Below are 13,178 nucleotides of genomic sequence, written 5' to 3' on the forward strand. Positions count from 1 at the left end.
AAACAACCGCACTTTATGATTTATTTATACTTTTCAAACCATCCCAAACCGCTTGATGTTTCTCCCCGCGGTTTATATTCGCAACCGACAAAACCTTGATAACCGATTTCATCAAGTTTATTGAAAATATAGTCGTAGTTAATTTCACCTTCGTCCGGCTCATGACGATCCGGTACGGAAGCCATCTGTACATGGGCGAATTTGCCGTTTAATTTATCCGTTAAACGAGATAAATTACCGTCCACATTTTGCGCATGGTAATAATCTAACTGAACGAAGACATTGTCCCGTTCAACCCGTGCCACGATTGCCAGCGTGTCGTATTGGCTTTTTAACAAATAATTCGGTTTGACTTCCGGACTTAGGGCTTCAAGTAAAATATTCACACCATGAGGTTTAAATTTCTCTGACGCATAACGAATATTGTTAATGAAGGTTTGCTGATATTCCGCTTTATCCGCACCCTCAGAGACAACCGCCGCCATGATATGCACATTAGGGCAACCTAGACCTAAGGCATAATCCAGTGCCATATCAATATGCGCATGACTTTCCGCTTCACGCCCCGGAATCGCCGAAACACCCCATTCTCCTTTCGAAATATCACCGGCCGACGTGTTAAATAACACCACTTGTAAACCATGTTTATCCAATTCTTGCTTGATGGTTTCAATGTCGTAATCGTAAGGCCAAAGAAATTCAACATATTTAAAGCCCGCTTTTGCCGCCGCGGCAAAACGTTCAATAAAAGGAACTTCGTTGAACATCATGGTTAAATTCGCAGCAAATTTTGGCATGGCTATTTCCCCCTATTTTTTAATTCATTCACTTCGTCATCGGTGAGATAACGAATCGGTTTTCCTTGTAAAAGGAAGAAAAGTTTGGCGGTTTCTTCCAACTCTTCCGCATTGTCAACGGCATCCAACAAATCTTCTCCTGTTACCACCACGCCATGATTCGCCAGTAAAAAGGCTTTTCCGGATAATGCCCGGGCTTCTAACTCTTCGGCAATACGAGGGGAGCCGGGACGATAATAAGGAATTACCGGCAAGCCCCCGACCCGCATCACGTAATAAGGCGTAAAGGCTTTCATGGCATTTTTCGGATCAAGATTTTCCAAACAGGAAAGTGCCGTCAAATAGGTAGAATGAAGATGTACAATTGCCCGACATTCAGGATTTTTACGGTACATCGCCAAATGGAATACGGATTCTTTCGAAGGTTTATCACCCTCAAGTACATGACCATCCATATCCAGCACGGAAAGTCGTTCCGCTTTCAAACGCCCTAGGGAAGATCCTGTCGGGGTCACTAAAATACGATTTTCATTTAATCGAACGGAGAGATTCCCTGCTCCACCAACGGTATAACCTCGCTCATAGAACGAACGACCAAGTTGCACCATAAGTGTTTTTAATTCTGAATCAGTCATAACATCATTCCCTGCGCATCAATAAAAAAGGTTTCTTTTCCGAAATTACCGGATTTCAAAGCAAGTGCGGTCGATTCTCCCAAGGCTTTTAACCAAGGCACACCCGGTGCAATTTGTTTACCGATTTGAAAACCGATAAATCCGAGTTTTTGCACGACAATGCTGGACGTTTCACCGCCTGCGGTGATAAAGTTTTCCACATTGGCTTTTTCTTTTAATCGTTGTGCCAATTTTGCAAAGGTTTGCTCAATGGCTTGGCTTGCCTGCTCCGCACCAAATTGCGCCTGAATTCGTTTTAATTCATCAGGCGGCACTGTGGCATAAACCATTGGCACAAGCGGTTCATCAATATGTGGTAAAATTTGTTCAAATAAGATGTCGGCATAATTGGCATCCGCTATCGCTTTTTCCACCTCTAAATAAATCGTGGTGGCTTTTTCTTTATAAGCATTCACTTGTTTATTCGTCATCTCGGAACAAGAACCGGAAAGAATGATGCTGCGTGCTTTTTTCGGTACAAACGCCTCTTCTGCTTTTTTACCGCCGCTTAATCTCGCCGCCATATAAGCACCGAGTCCGGAACCGCCGGTCACTAATTTCAAATCACTCACCGCTTCCGCAAGGATCGCAAGCTGGCTATTATCTGCCGCATCCACCACCGCATAACGGAATCCCGCTTGTTTTAATTGGGCAAAACAAGATTTCACATGCTCGGCGCCTTGAATCACATCGGCATAGCTCACCAAGCCTGTTTTTCCTTTGGCTTGCGCATCCATTAAACGCATAAGATTGGCATCTTTCATAGGCGTAATCGGGTGATTACGCATTCCGGATTCATTCAGTAGCACATTGCCGACGAATAAATAACCGTTAAAAATCGTTCTTCCATTAATCGGTAGTGCCGGTGTAATGACCGTAAAGTCATCATTAAGTGCCTCTAATAAGGCATCCGTTACCGGGCCGATATTGCCTTTTTCGGTACTGTCAAATGTCGAACAATATTTAAAATAGAACTGAGAACAACCGCTCTTTTGTAGCCAATCAAGCGCCTGTAATGATTGTTCGATCGCTTCCTCCACCGGATTTGAACGAGATTTTAAACTGATGACAATGGCATCCACTTTTTCTGTTAATGTGGTATTGGGTACGCCATTCATTTGCACCGTATTCAAGCCATTTTCGACAAGGAAACTGGCGATATCACTTGCACCGGTAAAATCATCTGCAATAACACCTAGCATCGTTACGCTCCTTTTTTCGGTAATTCAATACCACTAAAAATTTTAATCACAGCACTGTCATCTTCTTTTCCATAACCTGCATTGCTGGCTTCTGTGAACATCGAATAAGCGGTGCTGGCAAGGTGAAGCGGGAAATGTAAGGATTTTGCCGTATCGTTCACTAATCCTAAATCTTTCACAAAGATATCTACCATGGAAAGCGGTGAATAATCCCCTTCCACGACGTGTTTCATTCGGTTTTCAAACATCCATGAATTCCCTGCCGCATTGGTGACCACGTCATACATTAAATCAAGAGGAATACCTGCTTTAGCGGCGAGCGCCATCGCTTCTGCCCCTGCGGCAATGTGTACGCCGGCGAGTAATTGATGGATAATTTTCACCGTTGCCCCTAAACCAATTTCTTCGCCGATGTTGTACACCTTACCTGCCACAGCATCGAGTACAGGCTGTAATTTATCAAACGCCTGTTTTGAACCTGATGCCATGACGGTCATTTCTCCTGCGGCGGCTTTTGCTGCACCACCGGAAACAGGTGCATCTAACATAACCAACCCTAAACTTGTTAATTTTTGTGAAATTTCTTTCGCATCCTGCGCAGATATGGTTGAAGAAACCATCACGGCGGTACCTTTATTAAGTTTTTCCGCTAACCCATTTTCACCAAATAACACGGCATTGACTTGTGCGGCATTCACGACAAGTAATACAACAGCCTCTAATTTATCGGCAAAATCGACCGCACTTTGACTAACGGCATAAGCACCGTCTCCCTTTAATTTTTCAAGTGCAGTCGCATTAAGATCGACACCGTAGGTGGTTAAGCCTGCTTTCACACAAGATTGTGCCGCGCCCATTCCCATTGCGCCTAAACCGATTACAGCAACTGAATAAGGTTTGTTTGTCATTGAGCTTCCTCCAATAATATTATTTTGATTTGATGAAGGCATTCTGACAGGTTTCAAAGTAAAAAAACGTGAACAAGATCACAAATATTAACATTTATGTTATTTTTTGTTAAAAAAGAAAGAAAACAAAAAAGAGGAAAAAGCGATATAATGAAGAAAACTTTGGGGAGAATTTTATGATTCCTGCGGAACGTCAAAAACTGTTACTCAATTTAATCAATCAAAAAGATGTGGTAAGCATCACACAACTGGTTGAATCACTGAATGTGTCACACATGACTATTCGTCGAGATATTCAAAAATTAGAAGAAATGGGAAAAGTGGTATCCATATCAGGCGGTGTAAAAATGCAAGAGCATTTGTCTTTTGAACCGACCCACCAAGATAAATCTCTTCTTTTTCACACTCAAAAAGAGCAAATCGGCAAATTTGCCGCACAACAAATCCCAACCAATACGACGATCTATCTTGATGCGGGCACCACCACATTAGAAATTGCTTACCGTTTAATTGAGCGGAATGATCTCTTAGTGGTCACAAACGATTTTTCTATTGCTCATTTTCTTATGACGAATGGGCAATGTGAGTTAATTCATATCGGTGGGAGCGTGAATAAATTGAATCATTCTTCCGTTGGCGAACTTGCCGGTCAATTCCTCCGACAACTTTCTATCGATATTGCCTTTGTATCTACTTCATCGTGGACATTGAAAGGCTTAACCACCCCTGACGAAAACAAATTACCGGTAAAAAAAGCCTTACTTGATGCTAGCAATCAAAGAATTTTAGTCTCGGACTCTTCAAAATATGGCAAAGTGGCAACTTTCCATATTTGCCCTTTAACACGCTTTGATCGCATTATTTGTGACAAAAATCTGGTTGAATCGGTACAACACGCCATTAAAGAACTCAATGTTGAATTAATCACGGTCTAGCATTGGCAAAATAAAAAAACGGCTTATGCCAACGCATAAGCCGAAATCTTTTAAAAATCGACCGCACTTTAGAAGAATAAAATACTCCCCCATACTACGCCAACAATGCAAAGTGCGATAAAGACGGCGGCAGAGCCTTGATCTTTAGCTCTGCCGGAAAGTTCGTGGCGTTCGGTACCAATCCGATCCACCACGGCTTCAACAGCACTATTTAACAATTCCACCACCATCACCAGTAAAACTGATGAAATCATCAACGCAATTTCAATTTTGGTTTCCCCTAAAAAGAAGGCGAGAGGGATTAAAATAGCCGCAAGAAAGCATTCGTGGCGAAAAGCGGTTTCATGCTTGAATGCACTTTTTAAGCCTTGAAGAGAATATTTTGTGGAATTGATTAAATGGGTTAAACCCGTTGTTTTATACATAAAGATTCCTATTTTATAAGCGCTTGGCTTCGATTACATCATTCAATTTTGAAACTCGAGCCAAGATTTTGCTTAAACTTTCTACATTGTGAAGTTCAATTTCCATATCAATAGTGGCTAATTGTTTTTTCGTATCAGCACGGCTGGATACACCCAACACACTGATTTTTTCATTCGCCAGTACTGTTGTAATATCACGCAATAAACCATTACGATCGCTTGCCACAATACGGATATTAATATGAAAACCACTGGCATAATTTTCTCCCCAAATGGATTCCACCACACGCTCCGGATGCGCAGCTTGTAGCTCTAAAAACTGCTCACAATCGCTACGGTGGATGGAAATTCCCCTCCCCATCGTGATGTAACCCACAATGGCATCACCCGGAATCGGCTGGCAACAACGGGCAATATGGTGCATTAAATTCCCGACACCTTCCACAATAACGTAGTCATTTTTACCATGACTTTTTTGCTGGGAATTGACCGCACTTTTGTTTGCCACATGACGCAAAATTTCTTGATCAACTTGCTCAGCGCTCACTTTGATCAATTTATTTTGTAAAAAGTTCACCAAGTGATTGAGGCGAATATCGCCACTGCCAATTCCCGCATAAAGATCATCGATATTTTTCAAATTATAGCGTGGCAATGCGTAAGGCTCGATCTGTTTGAGACTGAGATTTAAACGGGCTAATTCATTATCCAGTAATTCTTTTCCTGCCGGCACATTTTTGTCACGATCCTGTTTTTTAAACCATGCCTGAATTTTTGCCCGAGATTTTGCCGTATGAGTAAAACCTAAATTCGGATTGAGCCAATCCCGACTCGGATTTGGATTTTTTTGCGTGATGATCTCAATTTGATCACCCATTTGTAATTGATAGGTGAACGGCACAATTCGCCCTGATACTTTCGCACCGATACAGCGATGACCAATTTCACTATGAATGGCATAAGCAAAATCAAGAGGAGTCGAACCGGTCGGTAAATCCACCACTTCGCCTTTTGGAGTAAACACATAGACACGATCATCAAATACTTGGCTTCGTAATTCCGCCATCACCTCGCCGGAATCGGTAATATCATCCTGCCATGCGAGCAATTTGCGTAACCATGCGATTTTTTCTTCATACGCCGACATGGTACCTGTCGTGCCTTCTTTGTATTTCCAGTGCGCTGCAACACCCAATTCTGCATCATCGTGCATTTGCTGGGTGCGAATTTGCACTTCAATCGGCTTACCGCCTTTTCCTAACACAACAGTATGAATAGACTGATATCCGTTAGGTTTCGGGTTCGCGACGTAATCATCAAATTCTTTTGGTAAATGTTTGAAATGGGTATGAACAATACCTAATGCAGTATAACAATCCTGCAATTTTTGGACGATAATTCTGACCGCTCTTACATCATATAAATCACTAAATTCTAAGTGTTTTTTCTGCATTTTACGCCAAATACTATAAATGTGTTTTGGGCGACCATACACATCAACATGATCGATATTTTTACGCAGATGGCGGCTAAGTTCTTCCACAAAATCGGCAATGTAATGTTCACGATCAAGGCGGCGTTCTTGTAAGAGTTTGGCAATAGCACGATATTGTTCGGGATGTAAATAACGGAAACAGTAGTCTTCCAACTCCCATTTAAGTTGTCCGATTCCTAAGCGGTTCGCCAAAGGGGCATAAATATTAGAGCATTCTTTGGCTGCAAGCACTTTTTCTTCTTCAGAACAACGATTTTCTGCATCACGGAGGAAAGTAATGCGTTCAGCGAGTTTGATAATGACACAACGGAAATCATCGACCATAGCAAGTAGCATACGGCGTACATTATCCACTTGTAAGGCATTGGCGGAGTGGCTCGCATTAAGTTGGCGGATATTATCCATTTCCTCAACACCTCTAAGCAATTTGAGAATTTTCGCACCGAATTTCTCTTCCAATGCTTCCCACTCTACCAAACGGTTCGCCACAATCGGAAAAAGCATGGCAGTGACAAGACTTTCTGCATCCATATTAAGTTCATGCAGAATTTCCACCATTTCTACTCCGGATTGGAGCGTTAGTGTGGCACTTTTCATTTCATCGGAATGGGCTGTTATTAGCTCACGCGAATAATACCAAGCGTCAATCAACGTTTTTTCCGTTTGCTCCGTCAGTTTTAACTCTACACACCATTGTTCAATCACAAAATCCTGTGGATTTAACAAATGAGAACTGCGAACAGCAACCATAATCCCCCCTGTTGATGAGAAAGCCTAACTCCCTCTCTGTCACTCCATTTTAGCTTGTCATTGTAACAGAATAACCTACTTATTTTGTAGAAAATAACGTAATGGATTCTAAATGTCCCGTATGAGGGAACATATCAATCACTGCGCTTTTTTCGATTTTATAACCAAACCCGAGCAGAATTTCCGCATCACGAACCAAGGTGGCCGGATTACAAGAAACATAAAGAATTTTCTCAGCCTTTAATTGAGCAAGGGCATTCAATGCAAAAGCCGCACCGCTTCGCGGCGGATCGAGCAAAACTTTATTAAAAGGCTGATTTGCCCAAAGTTGACTAATAAAAGGTTGGTCAAGATTTGCTTGAAAAAATTCAATATTATTGATCTGGTTATATGCGGCATTTTGTGCCGCTTTTTGTACCATCTCAGAAACACCTTCAATTCCCACCGCACTTTTCACCTGTTTTGCCAAAGGAAGGGTAAAATTGCCCATTCCGCAGAATAAATCCAATACATGATCCGTAGTTTCAAGGGAAAGCCAATCCAATGCAGTTTGCACCATTTCTTCGTTTAACTTGCGATTGACTTGAATAAAATCACGAATATCAAAATTTAATCGAATACCACAAGAAAATTGATAATGCGGCAAGCAGCCATAAATCTGCTCAATAGCTTCATCACTTTGTAGAAAAAGCATCACGTTTTCTTGCTCGGCAAAATTCAATAGCAAAGTGCGGTCAATTTCGGCGAGATTTCCCGTATAACGTAACAACATCGCCACCCCATTATCTGCGGCGACTAATTCAATATGGCCGAGTTGTTTTTGTGTGGAATAACGTGCTAAAAGTGTGGTCAATTTGGGCAGTAAATCATTGATAGCGGGCTCAATCACTTCACAACTTCCCACTACGATCAAATCATGAGAATTTTTTTGACGAAATCCCATTTCAACTTGCTTGGTTTTCGGATTAAACCATAAACTTAAACGTACCCGACGGCGATATTGCCAAGGATCACCACAAATCATCGGTTGAAAAGCAATAGGCTCTTGCTGAAGTTTTGCCAGGCGTTTAAACAGTGCCGATTGTTTCGCTTCACGTTGCATTTCAATAGGGATATGTTGGGCTTGGCAACCACCACAATGTTCATAATACTGACATGGTGGCACAACCCTATCGGGGCTTTTTTCAAGCCATTTTTTCGCCACCGCTCGCCCATATTGGCGTTTTTCTTCTGTGACGAGAGATTCCACTTTTTCTTGTGGCAATGCATTTTCGATAAACCAAGTTTTACCGTTAATTTTTGCCACACCTAATCCTTGGTAATCCAGTTCAATAATTTTTGCGGTGATCTTTTGTGGCTTATTTAATTTTTTCTGTGGGGTGTAAAGCAGTGCCATTATTTTAAAAATAAAATATTTTGAGTGAATAATTCCCGGCTTTTCAACGGTTTATCGCCGAGGTATGGTTTGAGCGCGATACGTGTAAAACGCTTAGCTGCTTGACGTACGGCTTCATCGGAAAAATCAAGAGTAGCAAAGGCAATCAGATCACGTCCGTAAAAGGTAAGATTATCTTTCACCAATGACGCAATGAAGCCTTTTTCCTCACGATAACGGTAAGTCATTGTAGAATCCACCGGCTGACCCGAACCGGCACAATGCAGAAAATCCACACCATAGCCGAGAATTTGCAACAAGTTAAATTCAAATAAACGTAAGCAAGGTTCCACATTGGTTTCTGCCGCCAAACTCGTTAAGCATTTTAGGTAATGTTGGAATAATTGGGGATTGGCCGTTTCCGGCTCAATAACACGTGTGAGTAATTCATTCACATAAAAACCGCTATAAAGTGCGGTTTGTTGCAATGGTAAGGTGATTGCAGCTGGTTCTGCTTTAGTAAGCGTCTTCAAACCGCTTTTTCCCGACCAACGTAATAACAAAGGTGTAAAAGGTTGTAAAACGGACTTCCAAGTTGAACGTTTTGCTCTCGCGCCTTTTGCAATCACGGTAAGACGGCCGCTTTCCTCCGTGAATAAATCCACTAACAAACTGGTTTCACTATAAGGACGACGGTGTAAGACAAAACCACGCTGAAGTTCGGTTTGCACGTATTATTTACTCAATGATGCGTCGGAAGATTTCAAGACACATTGCTCCGCCAAAATCTCACCGACACTGGTTTTCAGGGTACTAAAATCACTGCGTTCGAACCATGTCCAACGGATATTTCCGTAGTTATTTCCCCGCTCGGAAATCATTAGCGTGAGTTTTTCCGTAACTTGATTAAAGGTGATGGAAACACGTTTCAACATTTTCTTATTTCGTTTCTGTGTACTGTGTACGACACGCACTTCCTTATCATCTTTGCAGAAATACAATTTTGCCGAACCTATTTGTGAGGTTTTATCGACTTTCTGTACCACCATCTTTTGTGGGGGCGGTTCATTTAATAAGGTATGTTGAGTACAACCGCCAAGCAAAAGTGCGGTCAAAATAAACAATGTTTTTTTTAGCATAATCCTTCACCGAAAGGAAACAAAAAGGGCGAAGATTCGCCCTTAGAATTATTTTTTGAATTGATATGAACCGTCAGCTTGACGCACAAACTTCGCTCCGTTAGATAAACGCAACTCACTTACACGCCCTTGTCCGTTCAGGGAAACTTGAACTTTATCACCCGGTTTAAAGCTACTCAATGCGTTACCCGCACCGTTTGCTTTTGTCATCGCATTCACATCGGAAATATTCAAATTGTTATCGCGGAATACTTGCATGAGAGAAACACCTTTCGGTACGGTTAAAGTTTTACTTGCGCTGTTTGATGCCACTTTTGCCGTATTCGTTGCCGGTTTTGCCTCAACAATTTGAACTTTGCGTTCGTTCTTCGGTGCCGCTTTGGTTTCTTGAACAGGCGCTTTTCTTACCGTTTCAGTTTTAGGTTGAACCGGTTTCGCTGCTGGTTTTTCTACGATTTTACGTTCTTGAGTAACAGGCTTAACTGCATCGTGTTTTACCGTTTCACGACGGGTTTCAACAGTACGTTCCGCAGGTTTAGCCGGTTCAGGACGAACAGGCGCAACAGGAATAGGTTGAGCAACCGTTTCATTGGCCGATGATGCCACTCCTGTCGCTTTTACAGAGTCTGTTGCCGCTTTTTGATCGCCAACATATTCCATTTTACCGGGTTCAGTTGTATTTACAGATTCTGCCTGAGCTTGATTTTCCGCTGATGGTGCGTTTTCTTGTGGCGCAGGGACATTATCCAACACTGTTGTTTCAACAGGTTGTGATTGATCCAAAGATTGGAACTGTACCGGAATTTCATTACTGTTTTGCTGCTCAAAAGATTCCACCGTATCAGAATTAGGCTTTAACGCAAAAAATACGATTAAAAGTAAAACCAACGCTAAAATTGCAATAAAGAGACGGCGGTGTTTTTCCGGTAAAATTTGAAGAATTTTCCATTTTTCAGGGCGTTTCAACGCTGTCGCGGCAGCGGTTGCACCCGCAGCTATCGTTTCTTTCGCTTGCTCTGTGGCAGAAGCTGTACTTTCTACTACACCTTCTACTTTTGTTTCAACTGTCTCAACCACAGATTCAACAGAGGCTTCAACCTTGTTCTCCATATTTTCAGCCGTCATTTTAACGGTTTCGGTGAAACTTGATTGCTGCTGTGGCTGCCCGGTTTGTTGTGTGTGATTTTCGCCAAATGTCGGCTCTTTACGCACATGAAATTGCGTTCCGATTTGTTCTTTACGTCCAAATAAATCTTTCAAGCCTTTTGCTTTATCCAATAAAGATTCATTTGGTTGAACCGGTTTTCTTGGTGTCACCGCATCCGCTTGACTTAACCCAAGATCAAGTTCATTTTGCGATTTATTTTCGTTTGATTGATTGTTATTCATAGAATCCACGGAATTACCTCAGTTAATTATTATTGTCCATTGTTGTCTTAGTGAAATGCACAAAAGTGCGGTAAAAATCTTAAGTATTTTATCGGATCTTATTCAGCGTATAAAGTCTTATTTGGCTCACCGGCAATTTCACGGGCCAGTTTAGGCACAAGGTAGCCGGAAGTGAGCGATTGCAAGGTTTTATAAATCGCCATGGCTTGCCTATCGCCCACTAAAAAATGGCTTGCACCTTGCACCTTATCCAACAAATGCAAATAATAAGGCAAAATACCGACTTGAAATAATTTATCGCTTAAGGTTTTCAACACTCGTGCATCATCGTTAATCCCCTTCAAAAGAACCGATTGGTTAAGAAGCGTTATCCCTGCGTGACAGAGTTTTTTCATCGCATAGGCTAAAAACTCATCAATTTCATTAGGATGATTAATATGGGTCACCACTACGGTTTGTAAACGGCTTTTCGCTAAAATCTCACAAAATTCATCAGTAATCCGCTGTGGAATAACCACCGGCAGACGGGTGTGGATACGCAAACGCTGTAAGTGCGGTAAATTTTCGAGGCGTTTTATCAGCCATTCCAACTCATGATCTTTCGCCATTAGCGGATCTCCGCCGGAAAATATCACCTCTTCTATTTCAGTATGTTCGGCAATATAATCCAATGCCTGTTGCCAGCTTTTTTTATTACCCGGATTTTCTTCATAAGGAAAATGGCGGCGAAAACAATAACGACAATTCACCGCACAGCCGCCTTTTACCATAAACAAAAGACGGTTTTTATATTTATGTAGAATGTTTGGTACGGCGTTGGCATTTTGCTCCTCAAGGGGATCTGTTGAAAACCCTTCAGCCTGCGCAAATTCTAAATCGGAGCACATCACTTGCAAAAAAAGTGGATCATTCGGATTGCCTTTTTCCATTTTTGAGACAAAAGGTTGAGGAACTCGTAGGGCAAAAAGTTTGCGGGCATTTAATGCCTGTTCAAAATTATTCTCCGGTAAATCGAGTGTTTTTAGTAATACTTGAGGATCGGAAATCGCATTTTTTAAAATAGTAAGCCAATTTTGTTCTTCTCTAATCACCGGATCTTGAGTTAAAATGTGCACTTTTCAAACCATCTTTCTTTTAGGATATTTAATATGGCTACATATACTACCAGTGATTTCAAACCGGGTCTAAAATTTATGCAAGACGGTGAGCCTTGCGTAATCATTGAAAATGAATTCGTAAAACCGGGAAAAGGTCAAGCATTTACCCGCACCCGCATTCGTAAATTAATTTCAGGCAAAGTATTGGATGTGAACTTCAAATCCGGTACATCCGTTGAAGCCGCTGATGTTATGGATCTAAACCTTACCTATTCATACAAAGACGAAGCGTTCTGGTATTTCATGCACCCGGAAACTTTCGAGCAATATTCAGCCGATGCAAAAGCAGTGGGTGATGCAGAAAAATGGTTATTAGACCAAGCAGATTGTATCGTTACCCTATGGAATGGTTCGCCGATCACGGTGACTCCACCAAACTTTGTCGAATTAGAAATCGTGGATACCGACCCGGGCTTAAAAGGTGATACTGCAGGTACAGGTGGCAAACCGGCAACCCTCAGCACCGGCGCAGTAGTGAAAGTGCCTCTATTCGTACAAATCGGCGAAGTGATTAAAGTCGATACCCGTTCGGGCGAATATGTTTCTCGTGTAAAATAATCTCTGTTATGAAAAAAGAGCGGTCAAAAAATCTGATGAATTTTTAACCGCTCTTTTTTTATTTTTTTAAGTTATTAAAACCCCACCTTTTATTCACTATTTGCTTAACAAACCATATGAGTTTTGATAGACTGCCTGCCGGATTACCTCCGATTGACCTTACTTTATAATTATAATATGGAGGCCATTATGGCACGAACAAAAATTTCCCTGACAAAAATTGGATTCACGACGCTAACTGCACTCATTATTTCCGCTTGTGGAAGTAGTGGCGGAGGCAATAGTGGTGATAATCAACCACAGCCACAACAACCACAGCCACAACAACCGCAGCCACAACAGCCACAGCCACAACAACCGCAGCCACAACAGCC

13 protein-coding genes and 1 pseudogene are annotated in these 13,178 nt (G+C 41.8%); 3 read left to right on the plus strand and 11 right to left on the minus strand.

All coding sequences use genetic code 11. The features are described from left to right. Window positions 1-20: 20 nt before the first annotated feature. The 4 genes from otnI to ltnD are packed head-to-tail and all read right to left on the minus strand — an operon-like array spanning window position 21 to window position 3,581. Window positions 21-797: a 2-oxo-tetronate isomerase gene (gene otnI, locus BKG94_RS03025; protein WP_077434057.1), complete on the minus strand. Its 777-nt coding sequence runs from the start codon at window positions 795-797 to the stop codon at window positions 21-23. Between the two features lie 2 nt (window positions 798-799). After that, window positions 800-1,432 carry a 3-oxo-tetronate 4-phosphate decarboxylase gene (gene otnC / locus BKG94_RS03030; RefSeq protein ID WP_077434059.1) on the minus strand — a complete coding sequence of 211 codons (633 nt, stop codon included), beginning with the start codon at window positions 1,430-1,432 and terminating at the stop codon, window positions 800-802. Continuing rightward, a complete protein-coding gene (gene otnK / locus BKG94_RS03035) occupies window positions 1,429-2,673 on the minus strand; it encodes a 3-oxo-tetronate kinase (RefSeq protein WP_077434061.1) in 1,245 nt (414 codons plus the stop codon). Before otnK ends, otnC begins: the two co-directional genes overlap by 4 nt. Window positions 2,674-2,675: 2 nt before the next feature. After that, entirely contained in the window at window positions 2,676-3,581 is a 906-nt protein-coding gene (gene ltnD / locus BKG94_RS03040; protein WP_077434063.1) for an L-threonate dehydrogenase, read from the minus strand. Window positions 3,582-3,757: 176 nt separating this feature from the next. Here ltnD and BKG94_RS03045 point away from each other — a divergent pair, with 176 nt between their 5' ends. Next, complete coding sequence (locus BKG94_RS03045; RefSeq protein ID WP_077434065.1) at window positions 3,758-4,516, plus strand: DeoR/GlpR family DNA-binding transcription regulator; 759 nt, start codon at window positions 3,758-3,760, stop codon at window positions 4,514-4,516. A gap of 68 nt (window positions 4,517-4,584) precedes the next feature. On the opposite strand, the gene BKG94_RS03050 is transcribed toward BKG94_RS03045, so the two are convergent. From BKG94_RS03050 to epmB, 7 genes are all read right to left on the minus strand, one after another. After that, window positions 4,585-4,941 (minus strand): diacylglycerol kinase, encoded by a 357-nt coding sequence (locus BKG94_RS03050; protein WP_077434067.1) that lies wholly within the window; start codon window positions 4,939-4,941, stop codon window positions 4,585-4,587. A gap of 13 nt (window positions 4,942-4,954) precedes the next feature. Continuing rightward, window positions 4,955-7,186, minus strand: coding sequence for a GTP diphosphokinase (gene relA / locus BKG94_RS03055; RefSeq protein ID WP_077434069.1), 2,232 nt, complete (start codon window positions 7,184-7,186; stop codon window positions 4,955-4,957). 79 nt (window positions 7,187-7,265) lie between these two features. Continuing rightward, window positions 7,266-8,582, minus strand: coding sequence for a 23S rRNA (uracil(1939)-C(5))-methyltransferase RlmD (rlmD, locus tag BKG94_RS03060; RefSeq protein ID WP_077434071.1), 1,317 nt, complete (start codon window positions 8,580-8,582; stop codon window positions 7,266-7,268). Then, window positions 8,582-9,292 carry a DNA repair protein RecO gene (gene recO, locus BKG94_RS03065; RefSeq protein WP_077434072.1) on the minus strand — a complete coding sequence of 237 codons (711 nt, stop codon included), beginning with the start codon at window positions 9,290-9,292 and terminating at the stop codon, window positions 8,582-8,584. Before recO ends, rlmD begins: the two co-directional genes overlap by 1 nt. 3 nt (window positions 9,293-9,295) lie before the next feature. Beyond that, complete coding sequence (locus BKG94_RS03070; RefSeq protein ID WP_077434074.1) at window positions 9,296-9,700, minus strand: Opacity-associated protein OapB; 405 nt, start codon at window positions 9,698-9,700, stop codon at window positions 9,296-9,298. Window positions 9,701-9,748: 48 nt separating this feature from the next. Continuing rightward, window positions 9,749-11,089, minus strand: coding sequence for an opacity-associated protein OapA (gene oapA, locus BKG94_RS03075; RefSeq protein ID WP_167377228.1), 1,341 nt, complete (start codon window positions 11,087-11,089; stop codon window positions 9,749-9,751). 98 nt (window positions 11,090-11,187) lie between these two features. Continuing rightward, a complete protein-coding gene (gene epmB / locus BKG94_RS03080) occupies window positions 11,188-12,204 on the minus strand; it encodes an EF-P beta-lysylation protein EpmB (protein ID WP_077434078.1) in 1,017 nt (338 codons plus the stop codon). A 33-nt stretch (window positions 12,205-12,237) separates the two neighbouring features. Here epmB and efp point away from each other — a divergent pair, with 33 nt between their 5' ends. Together efp and BKG94_RS09960 are read left to right on the plus strand one after the other, a co-directional pair. Continuing rightward, the gene (gene efp, locus BKG94_RS03085) at window positions 12,238-12,804 is read left to right on the plus strand and encodes an elongation factor P (RefSeq protein ID WP_059368513.1); all 567 of its coding nucleotides are present in this window, start codon (window positions 12,238-12,240) and stop codon (window positions 12,802-12,804) included. Window positions 12,805-12,993: 189 nt separating this feature from the next. Further along, window positions 12,994-13,178, plus strand: a pseudogene (locus BKG94_RS09960) (hypothetical protein); the annotation flags it as partial.

The organism is Rodentibacter ratti (genome assembly GCF_002000485.1).
Classification (GTDB): Bacteria; Pseudomonadota; Gammaproteobacteria; order Enterobacterales; family Pasteurellaceae; genus Rodentibacter; species Rodentibacter ratti.

Excerpts from the sequence above, each read along its gene's own strand:
- otnI (WP_077434057.1), bottom strand. The coding sequence starts at position 797 with ATGCCAAAATTTGCTGCGAATTTAACCATGATGTTCAACGAAGTTCCT.
- otnC (WP_077434059.1), bottom strand. The coding sequence starts at position 1,432 with ATGACTGATTCAGAATTAAAAACACTTATGGTGCAACTTGGTCGTTCG.
- otnK (WP_077434061.1), bottom strand. The coding sequence starts at position 2,673 with ATGCTAGGTGTTATTGCAGATGATTTTACCGGTGCAAGTGATATCGCC.
- ltnD (WP_077434063.1), bottom strand. The coding sequence starts at position 3,581 with ATGACAAACAAACCTTATTCAGTTGCTGTAATCGGTTTAGGCGCAATG.
- BKG94_RS03045 (WP_077434065.1), top strand. The coding sequence starts at position 3,758 with ATGATTCCTGCGGAACGTCAAAAACTGTTACTCAATTTAATCAATCAA.
- BKG94_RS03050 (WP_077434067.1), bottom strand. The coding sequence starts at position 4,941 with ATGTATAAAACAACGGGTTTAACCCATTTAATCAATTCCACAAAATAT.
- relA (WP_077434069.1), bottom strand. The coding sequence starts at position 7,186 with ATGGTTGCTGTTCGCAGTTCTCATTTGTTAAATCCACAGGATTTTGTG.
- rlmD (WP_077434071.1), bottom strand. The coding sequence starts at position 8,582 with ATGGCACTGCTTTACACCCCACAGAAAAAATTAAATAAGCCACAAAAG.
- BKG94_RS03070 (WP_077434074.1), bottom strand. The coding sequence starts at position 9,700 with ATGCTAAAAAAAACATTGTTTATTTTGACCGCACTTTTGCTTGGCGGT.
- oapA (WP_167377228.1), bottom strand. The coding sequence starts at position 11,089 with ATGAATAACAATCAATCAAACGAAAATAAATCGCAAAATGAACTTGAT.
- efp (WP_059368513.1), top strand. The coding sequence starts at position 12,238 with ATGGCTACATATACTACCAGTGATTTCAAACCGGGTCTAAAATTTATG.